The sequence below is a fragment of the Pseudaestuariivita atlantica genome (assembly GCF_001205715.1).
Taxonomy (GTDB): Bacteria; Pseudomonadota; Alphaproteobacteria; order Rhodobacterales; family Rhodobacteraceae; genus Pseudaestuariivita; species Pseudaestuariivita atlantica.
The window spans coordinates 104045-127495 of the sequence record NZ_AQQZ01000002.1 but is presented as its reverse complement, the minus strand read 5'-3'; the positions used below and the strand labels follow the sequence as shown (position 1 = coordinate 127495).

Annotated in this window: 25 protein-coding genes; 13 read left to right on the top strand and 12 right to left on the bottom strand. The window is 65.4% G+C overall.

Annotated features, from left to right (window positions below; all coding sequences use genetic code 11):
- Positions 1-21: 21 nt before the first annotated feature.
- The 12 genes from ATO11_RS04060 to ATO11_RS04005 form a co-directional block, all read right to left on the bottom strand.
- Positions 22-924, bottom strand: coding sequence for a patatin-like phospholipase family protein (locus ATO11_RS04060; protein ID WP_082176141.1), 903 nt, complete (start codon positions 922-924; stop codon positions 22-24).
- Between the two features lie 160 nt (positions 925-1084).
- Complete coding sequence (locus ATO11_RS04055; RefSeq protein ID WP_242601351.1) at positions 1085-1762, bottom strand: CBS domain-containing protein; 678 nt, start codon at positions 1760-1762, stop codon at positions 1085-1087.
- Positions 1763-1849: 87 nt separating this feature from the next.
- Entirely contained in the window at positions 1850-2209 is a 360-nt protein-coding gene (locus ATO11_RS04050) for a hypothetical protein (protein ID WP_134643059.1), read from the bottom strand.
- Between the two features lie 20 nt (positions 2210-2229).
- A complete protein-coding gene (locus ATO11_RS04045) occupies positions 2230-2697 on the bottom strand; it encodes a hypothetical protein (protein ID WP_050529557.1) in 468 nt (155 codons plus the stop codon).
- Positions 2698-2699: 2 nt separating this feature from the next.
- Complete coding sequence (locus ATO11_RS04040) at positions 2700-3203, bottom strand: hypothetical protein (RefSeq protein ID WP_050529556.1); 504 nt, start codon at positions 3201-3203, stop codon at positions 2700-2702.
- 39 nt (positions 3204-3242) lie between these two features.
- On the bottom strand, positions 3243-3851 hold the full coding sequence (gene petA / locus ATO11_RS04035; protein WP_050529555.1) for a ubiquinol-cytochrome c reductase iron-sulfur subunit: 609 nt from the start codon (positions 3849-3851) through the stop codon (positions 3243-3245).
- Between the two features lie 395 nt (positions 3852-4246).
- Complete coding sequence (fabI, locus tag ATO11_RS04030) at positions 4247-5074, bottom strand: enoyl-ACP reductase FabI (RefSeq protein WP_242601350.1); 828 nt, start codon at positions 5072-5074, stop codon at positions 4247-4249.
- Entirely contained in the window at positions 5071-6093 is a 1023-nt protein-coding gene (locus ATO11_RS04025) for a bifunctional enoyl-CoA hydratase/phosphate acetyltransferase (RefSeq protein ID WP_050529554.1), read from the bottom strand. Before ATO11_RS04025 ends, fabI begins: the two co-directional genes overlap by 4 nt.
- Complete coding sequence (locus ATO11_RS04020; protein ID WP_207382937.1) at positions 6093-7313, bottom strand: acetate/propionate family kinase; 1221 nt, start codon at positions 7311-7313, stop codon at positions 6093-6095. The genes ATO11_RS04025 and ATO11_RS04020 overlap by 1 nt, the downstream gene beginning before the upstream one ends.
- A gap of 142 nt (positions 7314-7455) precedes the next feature.
- Complete coding sequence (locus tag ATO11_RS04015; protein WP_082176140.1) at positions 7456-9237, bottom strand: DUF3141 domain-containing protein; 1782 nt, start codon at positions 9235-9237, stop codon at positions 7456-7458.
- A gap of 2 nt (positions 9238-9239) precedes the next feature.
- Entirely contained in the window at positions 9240-9533 is a 294-nt protein-coding gene (locus ATO11_RS04010; RefSeq protein ID WP_050529553.1) for a hypothetical protein, read from the bottom strand.
- 165 nt (positions 9534-9698) lie between these two features.
- The gene (locus ATO11_RS04005; RefSeq protein WP_242601349.1) at positions 9699-10331 is read right to left on the bottom strand and encodes an RNA polymerase sigma factor; all 633 of its coding nucleotides are present in this window, start codon (positions 10329-10331) and stop codon (positions 9699-9701) included.
- Positions 10332-10692: 361 nt separating this feature from the next.
- On the opposite strand from ATO11_RS04005, the gene ATO11_RS04000 reads away from it, so the two are divergent.
- From ATO11_RS04000 to ATO11_RS03940, 13 genes are all read left to right on the top strand, one after another.
- Entirely contained in the window at positions 10693-10980 is a 288-nt protein-coding gene (locus ATO11_RS04000) for a DUF5676 family membrane protein (RefSeq protein WP_050529552.1), read from the top strand.
- Positions 10977-12359, top strand: a complete 1383-nt coding sequence (locus ATO11_RS03995; protein WP_050529551.1) for an MBL fold metallo-hydrolase RNA specificity domain-containing protein — start codon at positions 10977-10979, stop codon at positions 12357-12359. The genes ATO11_RS04000 and ATO11_RS03995 overlap by 4 nt, the downstream gene beginning before the upstream one ends.
- The gene (locus tag ATO11_RS03990) at positions 12356-13858 is read left to right on the top strand and encodes a thymidine phosphorylase family protein (RefSeq protein WP_050529550.1); all 1503 of its coding nucleotides are present in this window, start codon (positions 12356-12358) and stop codon (positions 13856-13858) included. Before ATO11_RS03995 ends, ATO11_RS03990 begins: the two co-directional genes overlap by 4 nt.
- Positions 13855-14811: a ribose-phosphate pyrophosphokinase gene (locus tag ATO11_RS03985; RefSeq protein ID WP_110553562.1), complete on the top strand. Its 957-nt coding sequence runs from the start codon at positions 13855-13857 to the stop codon at positions 14809-14811. The genes ATO11_RS03990 and ATO11_RS03985 overlap by 4 nt, the downstream gene beginning before the upstream one ends.
- Entirely contained in the window at positions 14808-17180 is a 2373-nt protein-coding gene (locus tag ATO11_RS03980; protein WP_207382936.1) for a copper-transporting P-type ATPase, read from the top strand. Before ATO11_RS03985 ends, ATO11_RS03980 begins: the two co-directional genes overlap by 4 nt.
- Positions 17181-17199: 19 nt before the next feature.
- A complete protein-coding gene (locus ATO11_RS03975) occupies positions 17200-17469 on the top strand; it encodes a DUF2933 domain-containing protein (RefSeq protein WP_050529548.1) in 270 nt (89 codons plus the stop codon).
- Between the two features lie 103 nt (positions 17470-17572).
- A complete protein-coding gene (locus tag ATO11_RS03970) occupies positions 17573-18667 on the top strand; it encodes a saccharopine dehydrogenase family protein (RefSeq protein WP_050529547.1) in 1095 nt (364 codons plus the stop codon).
- A gap of 124 nt (positions 18668-18791) precedes the next feature.
- A complete protein-coding gene (locus tag ATO11_RS03965) occupies positions 18792-19358 on the top strand; it encodes a hypothetical protein (protein ID WP_165586928.1) in 567 nt (188 codons plus the stop codon).
- Positions 19359-19384: 26 nt separating this feature from the next.
- Entirely contained in the window at positions 19385-20077 is a 693-nt protein-coding gene (locus ATO11_RS03960; RefSeq protein ID WP_242601348.1) for a ferric reductase-like transmembrane domain-containing protein, read from the top strand.
- Positions 20074-21414 (top strand): APC family permease, encoded by a 1341-nt coding sequence (locus ATO11_RS03955; protein WP_050529544.1) that lies wholly within the window; start codon positions 20074-20076, stop codon positions 21412-21414. Before ATO11_RS03960 ends, ATO11_RS03955 begins: the two co-directional genes overlap by 4 nt.
- An 8-nt stretch (positions 21415-21422) precedes the next feature.
- Entirely contained in the window at positions 21423-22367 is a 945-nt protein-coding gene (locus ATO11_RS03950; protein WP_050529543.1) for a hypothetical protein, read from the top strand.
- A complete protein-coding gene (locus ATO11_RS03945; RefSeq protein ID WP_050529542.1) occupies positions 22364-22840 on the top strand; it encodes a hypothetical protein in 477 nt (158 codons plus the stop codon). Before ATO11_RS03950 ends, ATO11_RS03945 begins: the two co-directional genes overlap by 4 nt.
- Before the next feature lie 13 nt (positions 22841-22853).
- Positions 22854-23348: a c-type cytochrome gene (locus ATO11_RS03940; protein WP_082176139.1), complete on the top strand. Its 495-nt coding sequence runs from the start codon at positions 22854-22856 to the stop codon at positions 23346-23348.
- Positions 23349-23451 lie beyond the last annotated feature (103 nt).

Below are 23451 nucleotides of genomic sequence, written 5' to 3'. Positions count from 1 at the left end.
CGTCTCCTGCTGCTTTCAGGTTCAGGTCTTATGGCTGCCCTTGTGGCTGCCCGAAGACGTCCCGTCAGAAATCAACCGACGCAGGACGTCTTTTTCCCGGTGCACCATGCGCGCTCCGGCAGCGACCGCGCGGCGTTTGGCGGCGAATTCCAGGGTGCCGAGCGGCGGGTCGAGACGTGGCTGCAGGACCAGGTCTGCCTGCGAGAACCGCAAGGTGGCGTGTTCGTTCTGGCAGATCTCCAGCCCGCGCAGCATCGCCTGCATGCCGTTCGTCGGAAGCGCCCCGTGAAGGTTGCGCGACGCGTCGATCGCGATCACCGGGCCGTTCACCAGCCGACGCGCCAGCCCGATCGGCGCGATATCGGAATATCCCCCGTCCACAAGGAGATGCCTGTCGATCTTCGCCGGGGGCAGAATGCCTGCGAGCGCGGAACTGGCATAGACCCGCTCCCATGCGAGGCCTTCGCAGAACGCCACCCGTTTGCCATCGGCAAGATCCGTCGCCGTGATGCAAACGGGGATTCTGCCGTCTTCCAGTGCTTTCTCCAGAGTGAGCCGCTTGAGAACGCCAATACCCCAATCATACGTAGCCTCCCCGATACCCCAGCCGTACCAGCTGCTCGATACGAATTTCTCGGCCTGGTAGAGGCTTTGCAGGCGCCTGGTCACCCCGGTGACCGAGAAATCGGGGACCGCGGGGAACCCGGAAATGTCCATGTCGACAAGGGCGGCATACCAGTCAGGGTTCAGGGCATAGGTCGCGCCGACCACCGCGCCCATCGAAACGCCCACGATCGCGGCAGGGCGAAGGCCCATGTGTTCAAGCGCCAGCAGCGCGCCGACATGCGCGAACCCGCGCGCGCCTCCTCCCGACAGCACAAGGCCAAATCCATCCGCCTTGCTTGGTTGATCATTAACAGACATCTTCCGATCCGATCCTTGTCTATCCGGGTTCGCGCGATGCCGGATCAGTCAGACCGCGGAACCCTCCGCAAACCGGCCTGTCCGATCCGGTCCCGGACCGGCGACGGGACGGCCGGCATGCGGCTTCATCACGGGCGCTCCCGTCCCGTCGCCATACCCGTCAAATTCCGTATCCCCAGGACGGCAACCGCCCCAGGTGCACGTCGACGCCTTGCACGCCCGGTACGTTTTCGGCAGCGACCCGAACGCCGTTTTCGACGAAATCGCTGTCCGCCACGCCCCGGATGGTCACGCGTCCGTCATCCACCGTGACGTTGATCAGGTTGACCGCGGAACCCGGCACTTCCCGCAACGCGGCGAGCACCGCTTTCCGCAATTCCTCGTCCGTTGCCGTCAGGCGCGGCAGGGCCTTGGCGTCGATCTGTGCAAGCGCGTGCAGCAGGTTACCGCGCGACACGATCCCGACGACCTTGCCATCGCGCACCACCGGGACCCGCTTGATCCGCTTGGCTTCCAAGGTGCGCGCGACCTCGCTGACCGGGGTGGTTTCGGCGACGGAGACGACATCGCGGGTCATCACGTCCGACACGTGGCGGCTGCGCGTCTTGACGAAGTCGTCCGTGCTGTCTTCAGGAGCCGAGAACAGCTCCAGCCACCAGCTGCGGCGCGGGGCATCCTTGCCCCGCAGGCGGCGCATCAGGTCGCCTTCGCTGATCAGCCCGACGAGTTTCCCGTCCGCCCCGACCACAGGCAGGGCGCTGACGTGGTGCTCCAGCATCAGCGCGACCGCCTCGTCAATGGTCGCATCGTTCCCGACCGTGATGACGTCGGTCGTCATGATATCCTTGGCATGCATTTGCTTTCCTTTCCTGTCTGATCCGGCACGCGCCGCCCCGGTTCGAACCGGGACAGCGCCGGATGCAGATCACAACCCGAAGAATCCCACGATGATCAGGCCGCCGACGGCAACGCCGCCGATCAGGGTACCGATCGTCAGACCGGGCCGGTCTTCCAGGTTGTCGACGTAACGGGCGGCCAGCATCGCGATGACCACGAAAAGGATCAGGTCGATGATCCCGTGCGTGACCCAGTGGTGCCCGGTCGCCGCCTTCATCCATGCGAGGATCGTGTCCTCGTTGGTTTCCTTGAGCACGACCAGAAGCGCGCTCAGAACACTGGTGATCCCTGCCGACATGGCGAAGGCCGGGGCAAGGCGATCAGCCGTCGTCACGGTTCCCGATGACAGACCGGCGCCCGATGACGAGCTGTGTGCAGTATGTGCCATGGCTTGTTTCCTTTCCTCGATTAACCGGCTTGCTGAGCCAGCAGGGCCACCTTGGCGCCGAGACCGATGATGGCACCGGACCCTTCCATCACGAGGCCGAGGCCGATCACGGTCAGGGCCGACCAGTAAACCAGCTGGCGCGCCGATTTGCGGACCTGCAGGTTCGCGAAGGCGGCAAGCGGCAAAAGCGTCGCGACAAGAAGCAGGCTGAGGAACAGGTGCTCCTTCGATTCCATCACGAGGCTGTGCGCGAACGGCCAGGGGCCGGCCTTGATCAGCGCCTTGTCGGCCGCGTAGAACACGACATACCAGTAGCCGCCGATGATATAGGCCAGCCAGATGAACCCGGCCGAAAGCAGGGCCGCTGCCCGGATCCGGATCGTGTTTGTTGCCGACACGTTCAGTGTCTCGGCGAACACCCAGACCGACGCGAGGATCCCGAGGACCCCGAAAGCCGGGTGCAGCATCAGAATGATCTCCTTGGACATTGTTACCTCCGGGAGCTGATGGTTGTGCGAGCATCGCTCGCTTTGAACGCGACAAAGGCGGCGAGACCGAAGAGCAGCTTCGACACGAAGCTGACCGGCATCGGAACGATCGTCACGAATTCCGGGCTGAGCACGGGGAGCAGGATCAGGAAGTTGAAGGCCCAGACCCCGCTCAATGCCGTCACGGCCAGCAAGAGGTCGACCGTCCAGCCGCGATCCCGCAGCGGCAGGGCCCGCATCAGCCCCACGACGGCCACGCCAAGGGCGCCCGCGAGCAACAGGTGAATGATGATGCCCAGCGCGACCGGGCTTGCGCCACCGCCAAACCCGACGGCTTCGGACACACCGCGCGCCACCGTGGCCGCGCTGGTATTGCTGCCGGCGGAATAGGCCGTGATCCACAGGATCTCTGCCAGACCGCCGGCAAGCCCTGAGACCAGGCCGATCTGCATCAGCGAAGACCGCTGGTCGTGCGCGATGGCGATTGCTGTCTGTTTTCCTTGCATTGTCTTGGTCCCTTTCTGGGTTGCGGGGATTGGCCGACTTCAGACTCCGATCGTCAGCCTCAGATCCTCGCCAAGTGTGTAGGGTGGTATGTCGAGATTGCGGGGCGCAGGGCCTTTGCGGATGCGCCCGGACGTGTCGTAATGCGAGCCGTGGCAGGGGCAGAACCAGCCACCGAAATCACCGATGGCCCCGCCGTCCTGCCCCAGGGGCACGCAACCGAGATGCGTACAGACGCCGATCACCACCAGCCATTCCCCGTCCGGATCGAAAACCCTGTTTTCGTCCAGCGCCGGAACCGGGCTTTTGTGGTTCGGGTCTTCCTTGGCGGTGTCGACCGGGTCGACCAGATCTTCCAGCGACACCGCGCGTGCGGCCTCGATGTCGGATTGGCTGCGCCGCCATATGAAGACCGGTTTGCCCTGCCATTTGACGGTGAGCCGCTGGCCGGTCTCCAGGCTGGAGACGTCCACGTCGATCTTGCTTGCGCTCAGGACGTCGGCGGACGGGTTCATCGAGTTGATGAGCGGCCAGATGGCCGCGCCCGTCGTGACCGCCCCGGCACCCGCCGTGGCAAAATAGAGGAAATCGCGGCGGGTCCCGCCGGAATGGGCGGTATCCGGCGCGTCATGTGCATCTTGTCCGGACATCACGTGCCCTCCTTGCTGCATTGACACGTGGTCTCCTGTTGCCCGTCAGCGGCCTTTGCTGACCCACCGCCGCAGCAGTCACCGGCCTTGCGATCCTCGGTTCGCCCGGCTTGTTTTCCGCCGCAACAGGCATGCTCGTCCGGCGACGCCTTGCGGTCCTGGGATGTGGGGGCTGCCGGGCTCGACCGGGCACCGGCGATGTCACGCAGCCAATCGGAAAATAGTGTCACGTTCCGTTCCTCCGTTCGGGGTGCAGGCCGTTTCGGCCCGCCGGAAAGTCATTCGATATCCAGTAGACGCTCGTCCGCGGGAAACATTACAACCGGACCCGATATCGAATTGGCATGGCCCCGGCCGAAATCTGGCCATCAATAATTTCACATGAAATAAATGGCTTACAGCGCAGAGACCGGAGATTCGATGTGCACACCTGCATCGACGTGCAGCACTTCACCGGTCACGGCAGCGGTGTAATCGCTTGCCAGCAAAAGAGCGGTCCGACCGACTTCGTCGGTGTCGATGTTGCGCCGCAGGGGCGCAACGCGGGCGCTTGCCGTCAGCAGATCACCCGACCCGACCAGTCCGGACGCAGCGCGCGTGGCCGCCGGACCGGCGGAGATCGCGTTGACCCGAATGCCCTTCGGACCCAGCTCGTGCGCGAGATATCGCACGCTTGCTTCCAGGGCCGCCTTGACCGGTCCCATCACGTTGTAATGTTCCACGACCCGTTCGGCACCGAGATAGCTGAGAGTGATCAGGCTGCCGCCGTCCGTCATCAACGGTTCGGCCAGATGTGCCATGCGGATCAGCGAATGGACCGACACGGTCATGGCCTCGGCGAACCCCTCGGCCGAGCAGTCGGTCAACCGGCCGCGCAGGTCTTCGGGCCGGACTTTTCCGACCGCGTGCAAGACGAAGTCGATCCGCCCCCACTCCTTGGCGATGGCGTCAAACACCGCGTCCAGATCCCGGTCGCGGCCCACGTCGCAGGGCAGGAACAGCGACGCCCCGATCCGGTCGGCCAAGGGCGCGACATGGGGCCGGGCGCGGTCGCCGACATAGGTCATGGCAAGATCGGCCCCCGCCTGCCGGAAATGCAGCGCTGCCGGCCATGCAAGGCTGTGTTCGTTCGCAATGCCGATCACCAGCCCCTTCCGGCCCGAAAGATCAAGCATCTCGCGCGGATCGCAGCACTCGGGGAAACGGTTCTCGGACGGTGTCATCGGCTCGCACTTCCCAGTGGAAGCGGACAGCACGCCGTCTCGGGCACCGGGGCCGCGCGCAACGAGCGGTGCAGTTCCTCGGCAAGCCGAGCGGGCCCGGCGGGGCGGCGCAACAGCGCCGCAAGGGCGAGGGAGTAAAGCCGCGCCTCCTCGGTATCGGCGCGCGATGTCAGGACCACCGGGGCGGCCAGCCCAAGGGCCACGCCGGCGGCCTGCGCGCCGCCAAGGTATTCCAGCGCCTTGGAAAGGATGTTGCCGCTGACAAGGTCAGGGACCAGCAGGATATCGGCCCGGCCGGCGACGTCCGACCTGATCCCCTTTTCCGCTGCGGCGCGGGGCGACACCGCATTGTCGAATGCCAGCGGGCCGTCAACGACAGCGCCGGTGATCTGCCCGCGCCGCGACATCAGCGCAAGGCCCGCGGCATCCAGCGTGGAGCCAATGGTTTCCGTGACCGTTTCGACCGCGGACAGAACGGCCACCCGAGGCTCGGGCACGCCGATGGCGTGGAACACGTCGACCGCGTTCTGGCAAATCTGGGCCTTGGCAGAAAGGTCCGGGGAGATGTTGATCGCGGCATCGGTCACGCCGATCAACCGGTCGTGTCCGGGCACTTCCAGAAGGAACAGGTGGCTGACCCGGCGATCCGGCACCCGTAATCCGGTGTCACCGTTCAGCAGGACCCGCATGAACGTGTCGGTGTGCAGGTTCCCCTTCATCACCACGTCCGCCTCCCCGGCGTGGATCAACCGCACGGCCTCCTGCGCGGCGTCCGCGTCAGGGCCGGTGTCGTGCACGCAGACCCCGTCGAGCAGAAGGCCAGCCTGCCGCGCCAAGGGTTCGATTTCAACACGCGGACCGACCAGGTGAGGTTCGGCAAGGCCCTCTTCCATGGCACGCTTCATGGTGGCCAGAAGCACGCCCTGCGCGGCATCCGCCACGGCAACGCGAACCGGACCGGTCGCGCGGGCAAGCGCGACGAGATCGCCCAGTTTGCTTGGTGAATCCCCTTTCGTCATCACGAAGCCTCCCTCACCGTGTCGGCGCATGTTCCGCAAAGCCGATACACGTGGGCGGCGATCATGGATTCCTCGTCCGTCTCGCGCACCTCGACGACCACGCGGGACGACCGTGCCGAAATGATCCGGCTGTTGTCCTCGTTTGCGACGGCATCCAGCTTCAGCCCCAGGTAGTCCAGGCCCGCGCAGACCAGCGACCTGACCTGCGCTGCATTGGTCCCGATCCCACCGGTAAAGACGAGGCGATCGATGCCTTCCAGCGGCGCGGTAAGCGCGACGAGATGGCGGCGCACGTGGTAGCAGAAATACCGGATCGCATCGGCCGACGCGGGGTCGTGATGGTCGATCAGGTCGGCCATGTTGCGGCTGACACCCGACAGGCCCAAAAGCCCCGCGCCGGTTTCCAGAAGGTCCCCCAGTTCCTCTGCCGACATGCCATGGTCGGTCTGCAAATGCAGCAAGAGGCCCGGATCGATATCGCCCGACCGGGTGCCCATCGGCACGCCCGATATGGTCGAAAATCCCATCGTCGTATCGATCGACCGTCCATTGCGGATGGCGGCGAGCGAGGCGCCGTTGCCAAGGTGCGCCACGATGATGCGTTCAGACGCAACATCGACCCAGTCCCGGCCCAGCGCCTCAACGATGTATTCGTAGCTGAGGCCATGATAGCCGTAGCGCCTCAGCTCCGGCGATTGCATCGCAAGCGGAAGCCCGGTCATCTGCGCGACGCCCGGCATTTGGTTGTGAAACGCCGTGTCGAAGCAGGCGATCTGCGGGATGTCGGGACGGCGCGCGGAGACGGCCTCGATCCCGGCGATATTCGCCGGCAGGTGCAGGGGGGCTAGCGGCACAAGGTCACGCAACCGCTCGAGAAGCGCGGGCGTGACGGCAAGGGGGCAATCGCAGTCCGGCCCACCATGAGCGACCCGGTGGCCGACCACCGATATCCGGTCCGTGATACCCTGATCCGAAAGTGTTTTCAGCACCCGGACAAGCGCATCGTGATGATCCTGCACGGGCCCGTCGAGGACCGGCGCGCTGGTCTCGCCATCCATGCGCAACGTCACGCCGGCAGCGGGCGTCCCGATCCGCGTCACCGCGCCACGCAAGATGGCGCTGTCGGGTCGGGTTGCATCGAACACCGCGAATTTCAGGCTGGACGAGCCCGCGTTGAGAACAAGTATCACCGCGTCGGGCATGGTTTTATCGCTGTTCATCGGTCCCGGCTTTCGCGTTGGTTCGGTCAGCGCAATGGCCCATGTCCCTGTCGATGGAAGGGCTGCGCCCGGTCGGGTGCATGGCCCTGCGGGCCACGCTTGGAGCATTGACCAGCCAGCCGCTGAGAATTGACCGCACGGGTCAGGCCCCGCGCGTCGGCAAGAGACCGAAACCCGGCGCGTACAGGGCCTTGAACACCGCCGCTATCGCCTCGTCGCGACCAATGCGTGCCGCCCCGAGGGACCGCCCGATGGCGTCCAGCGCCTCGCGTTCGGCCAGGATCGCCGGATCGTTTTCGGCAAGCGGCGTCCGGGTCTCGCGGATCGTGTCGGCCGTTGACCGGACGTACCGCATCCACGGATTGTACCGCTCCGAGAACATCAGCCGCGTCCATCGCATCGGGTGCATCGCCTGCATCATTTCGGCACCCGCCGGGGTCGCCATGGCGCGTATCCACGGCCCCATGAACGTGTCGTAGGCCGTCTCGTTGATGCGCGACACCTCGGCGACGTTCGCAAGCGTGTCCACCGGACGCGCCGTGGCGATATCGGACACCTCGCGCGGTTCGAACGTCACCGTGAAGGCCGGTTTGTGGCAATCGCGGTCTCCCGACGGGTTGTCGATCTTCATCTCGTAAAGGCCCGGCGGCAGCGCCTCGATCTCGTCGAGGCTTTCGAGAATGGCCCGGTGCTCCAGCTGCGCCACCGAGGCGGATACGAAGATGCCGAGGTGCCCCACATGCGGGTTGATGAGGTACACGATCCGCTGTCCCGCCGCCTTCAGTTCCGCCGTGTCGGCATACACGCGGGGGATCCAGCCCAGCGCCTGTTCGGGCGGCGTGATGTTGTCGCCGCGCGAGGCGAACACGACCAGCGGATTGTGGATGCGCCGCAGATCCGCGGTGCAATCGTCACAAATCCGCATCTCGCCGCTTTCCAGCTTGTTGCCGATGAACAGGTTCTCGGTGATGGCCATGATCTCCTCGCGGCTGAGGAAATAGAAGCCGTTCCACCAGCGCTCGAATTCGAGAAACCGCTCCCGTTCGTCATCCACATGGCTGAACAGGTGGGCGTATTTTTCCCAGATCGCCTTTTCGGGCTGCAGGTTTTCGAAGTTCTGCGCCAGCCACGCACCGTCTATGCGGCCATCGCCGAGGTCCGACACAAGGTGCGCCATCCAGTTGCCGCCAGACAGACCACCCAGCATCCGCATCGTGTTGTCGCCGGCGTCGCCCGCCCAGTAGGACAGGGGCGATCCGTTCAGAACCACCGGCCCGGTCAGGCCATGACAATCCGCCGCCAACAGGGTAGCCGCCCAGCCGGCCTGGCAATTGCCGTACAGCACGGGCGGGTGATCGGGATGGCGGCGGGCGACCTCTTCCACGAAGCGGCGCAGGGCGTGATGCACATCCGCCAGCGTCTGGCCCGGCATGGGTTCGGGGTAGAACATCACGAAATAAACCGGGTGGCCCTCGTGCATGGCCATGCCGACTTCGCTGTCACGCTTGAAGCCGCCGATGCCCGGCCCGTGTCCCGCGCGAGGATCGATCACGATCACCGGCGGCTTGGAGTCGTCGACGCAGTCTTCCCAGCAATCGTCCCCGACCTCGGTGATCCGCAGAAGGGCATAGTTGGCCGGGGTGTCGAACGTGCGGGCGTCAAGGATGGTTTCGTGCTTGAAGTGGAGAAGTGGCGGCATGCCCTGCCGTTCATGTTCGATCATGTTGTCCGCGCGTTGCCGCAGGGTGTCGAGAAACAGGACCCACCGCTCCATCACGTCGCGGGCGTACGGGGCCTGTCCGGTGATCGGTCGAACCGCAGGTGTGTCGGCGGCGTCAGATTCGTTGGGCGAAAGGTTCCGGTTTGCGCTGGCGGCAGCAGCCGCTTTCGCCTTCTCGGATGTCGCAAGTTTGGTCTTTGCCATGGCTAGGTCCTCCAGACCGGGTTCTTGGGTGGGGTTGCACAGCAGCAACCCGTCATCGGTTCGTTTTCGAGGGTCGCGCCGCCGGGCGGGCCAAGCCCGAGGGTCAGCAGGACCGCGATCTCGCGCCGTGTCCGTTCCTGCAGATCCACCGCATGAGCATGCGAAATCCCGAGCGCCTCACTGGCTTCCGCGAGCGCGATGCCTTCAAGGTCGACCATGCGAAACAAGTCACGACGCAGCGACTTTTCGGGGGTGTCCAGATGGGGCAGGCAGGCGCAGAACAGCGCGTCGATCAACCTTTGAAAGTCGTCTCCCGGCCCGGTCTCGATGACAACCAGCTGGGAACATCCCCGTCGCTCTCCGCCCATTTTCGCTCTCTTTGCGCTATGCGTCCTGCATTGTCGTCAAAGGGAGGACGTCGGCTGGGCGAAAACATTACAGCTTTCGGGTCGAACTTTTTTCTACCCGTGATCGCCGCAATGGTTTTCGCTGTCCGCGGACTCACAGCCCTGCGGCGGGCAGGAACAGTCCTGGAAACCGTCTTCGCAGCAACATCCGCAGTGATCGAGAAGCCGGTCGCGCAACGCGATGCGCGCGCGGTGAAGGCGGACATTCAGCGTTCCCGGTTGCACATCCAGCGAACCGGCGACGGCGCTGCGGTCTTCCCCGTCAAGATCGATGCGCTGGATCAGCTCGGCATCCGCCGGACGCAGGCTGGACAACAGGCCGCTCGCGCAATGACAGATGTGCTGCGCCTCGTCGGGGGCGTCCTCGCAATCCTCGGCCGTCACCATTTCCAGTGTGACCGCCTCCTGCAGCCGGCGTCTGCGACCGTTCTTGCGGTAGTGGTCGTTCAGGACAGACCGCAACACGGCATAAAGCCATGCATCCATGCGCTCCGCTTCGCGCAACTGCTGGGTCCGCGACATCACGCGAACACAGAAATCCTGCAGCACGTCTTCGGCTTCGGCCCGGTCGCCCAGTCGCTTCATCAGGAAGCCAAGGAATGACGTCCGGCATGCGATCAACCGCATGCCAAGCTGGTCATCTTCGAAGAACGCTTCGGGTTCTTGCAGTTGTCTCACGGCTGACATGCCAGATCCTCCAGAATCTCTAGTGGCCCGAAGTGGGGACTCGCCGGTATCGCTCCAGCCTAGGACGAATCAGGTTCTTCGTCCTTGCGCTGGATCAATTCGGGGTCAAGTACGTCATAAAATAATATGTCTGCATATTAAATGGAAGAGCGTTTTTCTTCTTTGGGCGCGTTTCAGCCATGCGGTCAGCGCAATGCTCATGCGGAGGCATGGTCCAGTTCCGGATTCGTTCAGATATCCGCACCGAAGGCGGGCAATTCCTGGCACCAATCAAAATCTGTAATGCCCGCACGTGTCGAGCGTCTACCTGTCACGCCCCATGGAAAACGCCTGCGGGCGCGACAGCAAGAGGAGACCGACAATGGCACACTCGACAGACACCCACGCGCATTCGCATGTGCCGATCGCACCGCTCGCGTGGAGCCTCGGCATTTTCTTCGCGATCACCTACGTGATCTGCGTGCTCTTCGATCTGGTCTTTCCCGGCCAAAGCATGACCTCCCTGTGGCTGCCGTTGCTGCCCTGGGTGAACGGCATCAGCCTTGGCGGCTTCGTCCTCGGGCTTGTCGAAACCGTGCTTTACGGCTGGTTCGTGGCCCTGATCTTTGCGCCGCTCTACAATTTCTTCGCTGACAGGGCGGCTGGATGACGTCCGAAGGCCGCCCAACACTGCGGTTCCTCGGGGCCGCGGGTACCGTGACGGGATCGCGGTACCTGGTCGAGTGCGGGCACCGCCGCATCCTGATCGATTGCGGCCTCTTCCAGGGGTTCAAGCAGTTGCGCCTGCGGAACCGGAAACCCTTTCCAGTGCAACCCGCCCGGATCGACACCGTGCTGCTGACGCACGCGCATCTCGATCATTCCGGCTACCTGCCGGCCCTGATCCGCGCGGGCTATCGTGGCCGGGTGCTGTGTACCCCGGCCACGAAAGAGCTGTGCGGCCTGATCCTTCCCGACAGCGGACATCTGCAGGAGGAGGAAGCGAAATACGCGCGGCGGAAGCAGTTTTCCGAACACAGGAACCCCACGCCGCTTTACACCCTGAAGGACGCGAAGGCGGCGCTGGAGCGGATCGACACGGTCCAGTTCAACGCACCGGTCGACCTTGGCGATGGCATCCGGGCGGAATTCATTCCCGCCGGGCACCTGCTTGGGGCGGCGCAGATCCGCCTGAACATCAATGGCACAACCGTGCATTTCAGCGGCGATCTCGGACACGACAGGGACCCGCTGATGCGCCCGCCGGTTCCGTTTGGCGGCGCGGACGTGCTGGTCTGCGAATCCACCTACGGGAACCGGAAGCATCCCGATATCGACCCCGAAGCAGAGCTTGCACCCGTGCTGAAACGCGTCCTCGGGCGGGGCGGGACGGTTCTGATCCCGTCCTTTGCCGTGGGCCGCGCGCAAGGGCTGATGCACCACATCGCGCGCCTGATGGATCGGGGCAAGATCCCCGAGGTCCCGGTTTTCCTCAACAGCCCGATGGCGGTCGATGCGACCGAAATCTATCACCGCCACCATGACGAACACCACGTCAGCCGGGAGGACTGCAATAACATGTTCCGCCTGGCCAAGCGCGTGAACTCGGTCGCGCAATCCAAGGAACTGAACTCCCGCAAAGGGCCGATGATCATCATCTCGGCCAGCGGCATGCTGACCGGCGGCCGCATCCTGCACCACCTCGTCAGCTTTGGCGGCGACCGGCGCAATGCCATCGTCCTTTCAGGATTCCAGGCCGGAGGCACACGCGGGGCATCCCTTGCGGGAGGCGCGCGCGACATCCGGGTGTTCGGCGAAGAGCACCGGATCGAGGCCGAGGTGGTGCAACTGGAATCCTTCTCGGGCCACGCGGATGCCGACGAGATCCTGTCATGGATGCGCGCCGCACCGGCGCCACGCATGACCTACCTGACCCATGGCGAACCCGACGCTGCAGATACGCTGCGCCGCCGGGTCGCGCATGAGCTGGGCCGTCGGGCGCGGGTGCCCGAACACCTTGAAACCATCCGGATGGACGCGCCGAAATGACCGAACAGCACGACAGGATGCCGCTAGTTCCGGCCAATATCGACACTTACCGGCACCCGGTCGTCTACATGCACGAGGATTGCCATCTGTGCCGCTCGGAAGGGTTCACCACGCAAACTCGGATCGAGATCGAGTTGGACGGCAAACGGATCATCGCGACGCTCAACGTGATCACCGGCGAGGATTGGCTGCCGCCGGAAACCGCCGCTCTCAGCAACACGGCGTGGGAGGCGATGACGGTTCAGCCGGGGGCCGTCGGCCGGTTCTCGCACCCCGAGCCTCCGGCATCGGCCTCTTCGATCCGCGCCAAGGTCTATGGCGGCAGACTGGACGAGGACGGCTGCCGCGCGATCATCTCCGACACGGTCCAGCGGCGCCTTTCGGACCTCGACCTTGGCGCCTTCGTGACCTCCTGCGCCGGTGACCGGCTGGATACGGCGGAAACCACTGCCCTGACGCTTGCCATGCGCGACGCCGGTGCGCGGCTCGACTGGGGGGCCGGGCCGGTGCTCGACAAGCATTGCGTCGGCGGCCTGCCCGGCAACCGGACGACGCCGATCGTCGTGGCGATCGTGGCCGCTGCTGGGCACCTGATCCCCAAGACCTCCAGCCGCGCGATCACCTCGCCCGCCGGAACCGCCGACACGATGGAAGTCATGGCCCCCGTCGCCCTCGACCAGTCCGCGATGCGGCGGGTGGTCGAGGCCGAGGGCGGCTGCATCGTCTGGGGCGGCGGGTTGGACCTCAGCCCCGCCGACGACATGCTGATCCGGATCGAACGCCCCCTCGATTTCGACAGCGAGGGCCTGATGGTCGCCAGCATCCTGTCCAAGAAGGCCGCCGCCGGGTCGAGCCACGTCTTGATCGACATGCCCGTGGGGCCGACGGCCAAGGTCCGCTCGGACATGGCAGCGCAGTCCCTTTCGCGGCGATTGACCGCCGTCGCGGGCGCGCTTGGCCAGACACTTGCCATCCATCGCAGCGACGGTTCAACACCCGTCGGGCTCGGGATCGGCCCGGCGCTGGAGGCGCATGACGTGCTGGCGGTTCTGAGGCGCGACCCGCAGGCCCCTGCCGATCTGCGCGCGCGGGCGCTCGATGTCGCAGGGGCGCTGCTGGACATGGCCGGAACGGATGGGCGCGCACGGGCCGCCGACCTTCTCGACGGCGGCGCGGCGGAAGCGCGGTTCATGGCGATCTGCGCCGCACAGGGCGGGTTCCGCGAACCCGGCACGGCGCCGCAGGTCAGCCCGGTGACCGCCGCGCGCGCCGGAACAATCACCGCGATCGACAACCGCCGCATCGCGAAGATCGCGAAACTCGCCGGGGCACCCGGACGCAAGACCTCGGGCGTTCGGTTGCACGCCCGCGTCGGCGACACCGTCGCCGCCGGCCAGCCGCTGTTCAGCGTGCATGCCGAAACGCGCGGCGAACTCAGCTGGGCGCTCGATTACGCTGCCAGCGGCGACAGCTCCTTCGTCGTGGAGGATGCACCGTGACCCCGCTCATCCTCGTATTTCCCGGCATGGACGCCCTCGCCACCGAAATGGCGGGGTTGTTGGGGGCAGAGACGGCGGCGGTTGATCTGCACCGGTTCCCCGACGGCGAGAGCCTCGTGACGCTCCCCGACACCATGACCGGCCGCAATGTCATCATCCTGACCACGCTGCGCGACCCCGACCCGCTGGCGCTGCCGTTGCGGTTTACCGCCGCCACGGCGCGCGAACTGGGGGCGGCGCGGGTGGGGCTCGTGGCGCCCTACCTCGCCTATATGCGGCAGGACACCCGGTTCGCGCCCGGACAGGCGGTGACCGCACCGCTGTTTGCCCGGTATCTCGAAGACAGCTTCGACTGGCTGGTCACCGCCGACCCGCATCTGCACCGTATCCCGTCGCTTGGGCGGTTGTTCGGCATTCCGGCAATCCGCGTCCAGTCCGCACCGCTGATCGCCGACTGGATTTCGCGCGAGGTGCCGGACGCGGTCATTCTTGGACCCGACAGCGAAAGCCAGCAATGGGTGGCCGAGGTCGCGCGCATGGCCGGGCGTCCCTTCGAGGTGCTGAGCAAGGTGCGGTCCGGCGACAGGAACGTGCAGGTCAGCGTTCCGGAAAGCGAGGCGCTGACGCAGGGCACGCCCGTCATCCTCGACGACATCGCATCGTCCGGTCGCACGATGATCCGCGCGATCGAACGCCTTGCCGCGGCGGGAACCAGGCCGCCCGTCTGCGTCGTCATCCACGCCGTTTTCGCCGCCGGTGCCCATGACGAGATCCTCGCCGCGGGCGCAGCGCGCGTGATCACCACGAACAGCATCCCGCATCCAAGCAACGCCATATCGCTGGCCGAGCCTCTGGCCGCGAATTGCATTCAGGCGATGTCTGGTATGGTTGGAAAACCAACCGGTCAGACATCGCGCTCCCCCAACATGCCAACAACGGAACCCGAGACATGAAAAACCACCACCAACACGCCCACGCGCATGCCGAGCCGGCAAGTGACGCCATCGTCTATGTCTGCCCGATGCATCCGGAGGTGCGCCAGAACGAGCCGGGCGATTGCCCCAAATGCGGCATGCATCTTGTCCCCGAGGGCGAGGCCGGCGACCACGCGCACCACGACCACCACGCGCACGATCACCACGGCCACGCGGCAGCGGCGGCAGGCGGTGGCGCCTACGACACCGTGCCCGCGGGCTATTCCGGCGCGGTCTATACCTGCCCGATGCACGCCGAAGTGCGGCAGACGCATCCCGGCTCCTGCCCGATCTGCGGCATGGGGCTGGAACTGGAAAGCGCGGCGATGGCCGACGAGGGACCGAACCCGGAACTGGTGGATTTCACCCGCCGCTTCTGGGTCGGCACCGTCCTGACGATACCGCTGCTGGTCTTCACGATGGCCCCCTATCTCGGTTTTCCCGGCGTGCGCGAGATCTTTGGCGAACGCGCGACGCTCTGGATCGAACTGGTGCTGGGCACACCCGTTGTCTGGTGGTGCGGCTGGCCCTTCATGGTGCGCGGCTGGAATTCGTTCCGGACGTGGAACCTCAACATGTTCTCGCTGATCTCTATGGGCGTCTTGGCCGCGTGGGCCTTCAGCGTCATCGCCGTGCTGATGCCCGATATCTTCCCTGACGGGTTCCGCGATGCCGAAGGACATGTCGGCGTTTATTTCGAAGCCGCCGCCGTGATCGTCACGCTGGTGCTTCTGGGCCAGGTCATGGAGTTGCGCGCCCGCGAAGGCACCGGCAAGGCGATCCGGGCGCTGCTGGACCTCGCTGCCAAGACGGCGCGGATCATCCGCGAGGACGGAAGCGAAGAGGAGATCCCGCTGGAAGACGTGCAGGTGGGCGACCGGCTGCGCGTGCGCCCCGGTGACAAGGTGCCGGTCGATGGCATCGTGATCGACGGCCGCTCGTCCATCGACGAAAGCATGATTACCGGTGAGCCGATCCCGGTCGAAAAGGTGGCGGGCGAAACCGTGACCGGCGCCACGATCAACGGCACCGGATCGCTGGTGATCGAGGCCACCCGCGTCGGCGCCGACACGATGCTGAGCCAGATCGTCGAAATGGTGTCGAACGCCCAGCGCTCCCGCGCGCCGATCCAGAAATACGCCGACCAGGTCGCGGGGTTCTTCGTACCCGCCGTGATTGGCATCGCGGCACTGTCCTTCATCGGATGGGCGATCTGGGGGCCCGACCCGGCGCTGTCCTACGCGCTGATCGCCGCCGTTGCCGTGCTGATCATTGCCTGCCCCTGCGCGCTTGGCCTCGCCACGCCGATGTCGATCATGACGGCCACCGGGCGCGGTGCGCAGGCGGGCGTTCTGATCAAGAACGCCGAGGCGCTGGAGCGGTTCGAGAAGATCGACACCCTGATCGTCGACAAGACCGGCACGCTGACCATGGGCAAGCCGCGACTGGTCGCGGTGCTGCCGGAGGACGGGCATGACGAGGCCGAGGTGCTGCGCCTTGCGGCAACGCTCGAAAAGGGCTCTGAACACCCGCTGGCCGAGGCCATCGTCGAAGGCGCCGGGGAGCGCGGCGTCGCCACCGGCGATGCAAGCGATTTCGAGGCCGTGACCGGCAAGGGCGTCAAGGGCACGGTGGACGGCAAGGCCGTCGCGCTCGGCAACCGCAAGCTGGTCGAGGACCTTGGGCTTGAAGCGGGGCACCTGACCGATATCGCCAACTCCCGCCGTGACGAAGGCGAAACGGTGATGTTCGTGGTGGTCGACGGTGCGGTCGCCGGTCTTGTCTGCGTCACCGACCCGGTCAAGGAAACCACGCCTGCCGCGCTGAAGGCGCTGCACGAACTGGGCTTCCGAATCATCATGGCCACCGGCGACAACGAGCGGACTGCCAAGGCGGTCGCCGCGCGGCTGGGCATCGACGAAATCCGCGCCGATGTCATGCCGGAAGACAAGGCGACCATCATCAAGGAACTGCAGGCCAAGGGTGCCAAGGTCGCCATGGCCGGCGACGGGGTGAACGACGCCCCCGCGCTGGCACAGGCGGACGTGGGCATCGCCATGGGCACCGGGGCAGACGTCGCCATCGAAAGCGCGGGGATCACGCTGGTCAGGGGCAACCTCGACGGTATCGTCCGCGCCCGCAGGCTGGCCCGCGCCACCATGCGCAACATCCGCCAGAACCTCTTCTTCGCGCTGATCTACAACGCCAGCGGCGTGCCGGTTGCGGCGGGTCTGTTGTTCCCGTTCTTCGGCATCCTGATCAGCCCGATGTTCGCCGCTTTCGCCATGAGCGCCTCTTCGATCTCGGTCGTGCTGAACTCGCTCAGGCTGCGAAGCGCCAAGATCTGAACGGGAAAAGGAGCACGCAATGACCCCCGACAGCGATCGGCAAACCGACACTCGGACCGGCGGTGGAACCCAGCCACCGCCGGTCCGGAAATCCCGCGCCGGCATCTACTTGCTGGTCGCGCTGGCCCTCGGCGGACTGGTGCTCGGATACGCATACCGGGACCTGCTGCCCGTCGGAAGCTGGTTCATCTGGCTGCCTTTGCTGATCTGCGTCGGCATGCACTTTTTCATGCATGGCGGCCATGGCGGACATGGCGGACACGATCACAAGGGAGGCGACACGTCGTGACAAAGCGCACCCCGCCCCCAGGGCCGTGGCCGCGCGTCACAATCATCCCGGCGGTCTTCATCGCATCCGCACCCGGTCGCGTGGACATGCGGAGCGCGGGCTGATGGCACGGCGCGTCTGGCTGCTTGGCGGATCCGGCAAGGTGGGTGGCCACGTTGCCCGGATGCTGGCCGCCGACGGGATCGCGGTCACGACCGTTTCACGACGTCGGCACAATCCCGGCAGCCCCCACCCGCATGTCAGCCTCGATCTCGCCGCACCCGGCACCGCCTTGCCGCTTGGCGCGGACGACGTCGCGATCAACCTGACCGAGGCGACGACAACCGACCATGTGCTGGCGATCCTGCGGCAGGGTGCGACGCTACTCGAAACCTCAGCGACGGAAGAATATGTCCTGCCGACGCGCGACGCGGTTCGTGCGGCCCGCCCTCCCGGAACGCTGGTCGATTGTGTCGGGGTCGCTCCCGGACTGACCAACCTGATGGCCCACGAACTGGTCCGCACGCATCCCGGCATCCGGCACCTGCATATCGGCGGCGAACTGGGCCTTGGCGAACATGCCGGCGCGGCGGCAACCCGTTGGTTCCTTGACGGGCTGGGCGCCCGCACCGCTGCCAAGGTCAACGGCACATGGCAAGAGGTGCCCACCGGTTCCTTCTCCCGCAAATTCGCGTTCCACCCTGACCGCCCCGCGCGACGTGCCATCGCCTATCCATTTGTCGAGCAGACGCTGCTGGCGGAAGACTTCAACAGCGGCATCGACACGGTCCTCACCTATCTCGCCCTCTCTCCGCCTTGGATCACACGCCTGCTTTCCGCAGGTCTTCGCCTTGGCGCAGGCCCGGTGGCGAGCCGCCGGGCAGAGAGCCTGACGCGCTTCCTGATGCGCTTTCCACCACTTGGAGAGACCAGCACACGGATCGTCGTGGAGGGCGAGGATCACGCGGGCAACCGCGCCTCGATCACGCTGGAAACCGGGGAGCAAAGCCGCGCAACCGCCGCCATCATCGCGGCCACGGCACGGGCGGTCGATCCGATGCGGCCTGCGGGACTTACAACGATCGTGGACTGGCTGACCGTCGACGATGCGGTGGCGGCGCTGAAGGACGCACACCCGCGCACCCGGTTGGCACGAACCGCCGTCGACAGAACCGAAACTGCCATACCTGGCAAAATTCCGAATGGAGTGACCCCGTGAAACTGGACCCCGACGACCAGAATATCCTGTTGGCGACGGCCCATGCGCTGGTCACCGACGCCGCCACGGGTCCCACGCAATGCCCCCGATTTGCGAATCTTCGGGGATCGGGGAGTTCATGGATATGATCCGGCGCGCCCTCATTATCACGGCACTCTGGGCGGGCACGGGCGGCGCGGTCCTTGCCCATGAATTCACCGTGGGTCTTTACCTGGAGGGGCCCGGCTCCAAGGCCCGGCTTGCAGAGATCGTGGCAGGGTTCCTGCTGGCAGCGGACGAGCGCGACGGGCACGCGGGGGAGACCTCTGACGGGCATCTCGGTGGGGTGGACGTTCAGATCCTTCCGCTTCCGCGCGGCGTTGGTGAAGACATTGCCGGCCTCTACGGGAACCCCGCCCAATCCCCCGACGTGGTCATCCGGTTCGGCTCGACCAGACCTTCGGACATCGACATCCCGCCGACGACCCCCGTCTTCGAAGCCGGGACGCTCGACCCCGGTCAGGACTGGCAGCAAAGCGATTTCGCCGCGCGTTATGCGGCAACCTACGGCACGTCGCCGACCCGTGACGCCGCGCAAGGATACAACGAGGCGCGCCGTCTGGACATGGCGATCCGTCCGCTCGACGGGCTGACGCCAGGGCCGGCTTTCGAGGCCGCGATTCTTGCTACCGCCGGAGGATTGGAATGGTGAGATACCCCACGGCCAAACGTCATCTTGTGGTCATCCTGATCGCGGCGGCGGTCACGTATGCCTTTTTCGCATCAAGGCCGGAATGGTCCGCGATGCACCGCTACAACAGGGCCTTCGGCGACGCTTCGCTGATCCTCGTTGCGATGGCCATGGCTCTTGGGCCGTTAACGCGCCTGACCCAATGGAAACCGGTTCGCCAAGCGCTTCCCTACCGGCGCGAGTTCGGCATTTACGCGGTTCTCGTCGCGCTGATCCACGCCGTCATCATCCTGATCGGCTGGGTCGAGCTGGACCTGTGGCGCCTGTTCGGGTTCGAGTTCCATCCGCGCCTCAACCGCTATGTCATGGTCCGGCACGGGTTCGCGCTGGCCAACGCTGTCGGCATTCTTGCACTGGTCTATGGCTTGGTTCTGGCCCTGCTTTCGAACGATTCCAGCCAGCGCATTCTTGGACAAAGCGTCTGGAAGTTCCTGCAACAGGGAGCCTATGTGCTCTGGTGGCTGATCGTGCTGCACACCGCCTATTTCCTGTTCGTCCACTTTCTCGATTATCACCGCCGGACACCCGATCCGAACTGGGCACGCTGGCCCTTCGTGGCCCTCGTACTGGGCATCACGGCTTTGCAATTGCTTGCAACGCTTGGAACGTGGCAGCGGCAACGCTCGCGATCCGATGCTCCTCAAGCGGATGCAGGGCAAATCAGGGGACAGAGCCAATGAGCAATCACAACCACGACGCGCCAAACCAGGCCTCGGAAGGCTCCATCAGCCTGACAAGTGCCGTGGCGATGGGGACCGGCGTGATGATCGGCGCGGGCATCTTCGCGCTGACCGGGCAGATCGCCGGGCTGGCCGGGCCGTGGTTCCCCCTGTCGTTCATCGCCGGGGCCATCGTGACCGCCTTCAGCGCCTATGCCTACATCGCCATGTCGAACCGTTGGCCATCCTCCGGCGGCATCGCGATGATCCTGACCAAGGCCTATGGTCCGGGCGCGGTCGCCGCGGCGGCATCGCTGCTGATGGCGCTGTCCATGGTGATCAACGAAAGCCTCGTCGCGCGGACCTTTGCATCCTACGCCCTGCGCCCCTTCGACATCGATGGCGGTCCGCTTGTGCCGATCATTGCGGTGGGCCTGATCATCTTTGCCTACCTCGTCAACGCGTCGGGCAACCGGTCGGTCGGGGTTCTGTCGATCCTGATGTCGGCGCTGAAGATCGGCGGTATCGCGCTGTTCGGTATCGCGGCGCTTTGGGCGGGCGGGGGGTTGGCTGACACCGCCGGCGACTTGGCGGATTTCGCACCGCTCGGTTTCGTCGGCTCGGTCGCGCTGTCGATCCTCGCCTTCAAGGGTTTCACCACCATCACCAATTCCGGGGGCGAGATCACCGATCCCCACAAGAATGTCGGCCGGACCATCGTGATCTCGATCGCGATCTGCGCCGTTACCTACCTGTTGGTGGCGCTGGCCGTCGGTTCAAGCCTCACCCCGCCGCAGATCGAAGCGGCAAAGGACTACGCGCTGGCGGAAGCGGCCGAACCGGTTCTGGGGCGGACCGGTTTCTACCTGACCGTCGCGCTTGCCATGGTCGCAACCGCGTCGGGCATCATCGCCAGCGTCTTCGCCGTGTCGCGGATGCTGACGATGCTGACGGACATGAAAATGATCCCGCACAGCCATTTCGGGATGTCCGGTTCGATCCGGTCGCACATGCTGGTCCACACCGTGGTCATCGCGGCCCTTCTTGCGGTCCTGTTCGACCTGTCGCGCATCGCGTCGCTGGGAGCGTTCTTCTACCTCGTCATGGACATGGCCGTGCAATGGGGCGTCTGGAGCCGCCTGCGCCACGAAATCGACGCGCGCGGCTGGGTGATCCTGACCGCGCTCGCGCTTGACGGGCTCGTCCTTGCTGCCTTCACCGGGCTGAAACTCCAATCCGACCCGATGATCGTGGTCTACGCCATCATCGGGATCGTCGCGGTCTTTTTGTACGAACGGTTCTACCTCGACACGTGGACCGGCGACCATGACGGGGAGGCGCATGGCGGAATGAAATGACCCGTCTCATGACAATCGGTTTCGTTCCTTTCCTCCTGCTCGGCGGGGCCTTGGGCTGGATGGTCGCGTGGGGCACCGCAACCCCCTACCTGTGGCCCGTCTGGACGATCATCCTGCTGGCGGCTGGCCTTCTGCTGAGGATCATTTGGCTGGGTACCTCGGTTTGCCTTCGGCACGGGCCGGACGACACACCGATCTGGCGCATGACGCGGGCCTGCATCCTTGTCACGCTTGCGCCCGCGCTGGAACGGATCCTGTTGACGCGGGAAATCGGAGAGGGGCCAGGCCGGCACCGCCTGCTGGCCGCCGAATTCGACCCGATCCTCGACCGGATCGAGCCGATGGCGGGGCGCTTGCGCGCAAGCGCCACGCTTGCGGACCTGCCCGGTTTCGGAAACCGCCTGATGGTGGAACTGGCGATCTATACCAGCGCGGCCCATCGCGTTCTGCTGGATGCTGGCATCCCGCCCTCGGACGCGCGCAGCGTGATCGCCGATGCCGGGTGGATCGTCTATTCCGGTATGCTCCGCCTGACCTCCCTGCCCTTCCGTTGGACAAGCCGCGACCCGGCAACGCGCTTGCGGCGCACCATCCGGACCCTGCTTTGGTTCCCGTTCCACGCGCCCGGCGCGCCGGGCTACGCGGTCGATGTGCGCACCGACAGGGATGGCATCCGGACCCATTTCACGCACTGCCCGCCACAGACTTTCGTCCGCAACCTCGCCGCGACCGACGACCGCGACGACCTGCTGGCATTCCGGCAAAGCTGGTGCCGGTACGACTGGCCCGGAGCGGACCTGATCGCGAATGACGGGCGGCGCGGGCACTACACGCGGCCGCACACCCTGTCACACGGCGACAGCGTCTGCGACATGTGCTGGCTTGGGCGCAGGTCCGCGCCGGAAACGGGTGGCACATCGCATAACCGGGCGACACAAGGCGACACGACATGACCCTATCGACCGTCATCCCGGATTGGCGCCCCACATCGGTCAACCCCGACGCACATCGCCGGGTCGCCACGGTTCTGGGCCTCGCCATCCTGCTGACAACCGCGGCCGAGCTGTTTTACCTGGTCGTCTGGGGCATGGTGCTGTTTCCCGACGGCAGCTTGCCGGGTAAGCTGGCATGGACCCTGACATGCGGTCTCGCGATGGGCTCGGTGATGGGTGCCATGACACTCATCCTCGCCGAACCCCGACAAAGCCGCGCCGCGGCCTTCTGGATCGCCGCAGGCACGGTGGCCCTTGTCGGCAGCTATTGCGCATGGCTGTGCAGCCGCATCGATGCGCGCTTCGACTATTTCGGCGGGCCGGAACATGGCGCGCTCTTCGTGGCTTCGGGCGTCATACCCGCGGTGATCGGAGGGCTGCTCTACGCCTGGCTGCTTTACGGGCGGTCTGGACCGCCATCCAACCCAAGTTGAAAGGAGAAAACCAATGAAACATGCCATGATCGGATTGGGGCTTCTTGCCGCCATCCCTGCCATCCCGGCATTCGCCGATGAAGACGCCGCGCAAGGCTCGGGGCAAATCCTGACCGCTGGCTTGATTCTTCCCGCGATGGATGCCGCGCGAGGACGTGCCCTGTTCGCCGAAAAGGGATGCGTCGTGTGCCATTCGATCAACGGGACCGGTGGCGAGGACGCCCCGATGCTCGATGCGGAATTCATGGACGAGGTCATGAACCCCTTTGACTTCGCGGCCCGGATGTGGCGCGGCGCCGGGGCGATGGTCATGATGCAGGAGGACGAACTGGGAGGCCAGATCGAGCTGACCGGCCAGGAACTGGCCGACATCATTGCCTTCGTGCACGATGCGAACGAACAGGCCAAATTCTCCGAAGCGGACATCCCCCACGAAATCGAGGAGATGATGCACGGGGGGGAAGAGGAAGACGGTCATGACGACGGCATGAAGGAAGACCACGACTAGTCTTAACCACGCGGACCGTCGGTCGGCGGGACCGTCGCCCGCCCGCAAACCTTGGCGTCACCAGCGCACCGAGCCACGGCTTTCGCGGGCTTGACTGCCGAAC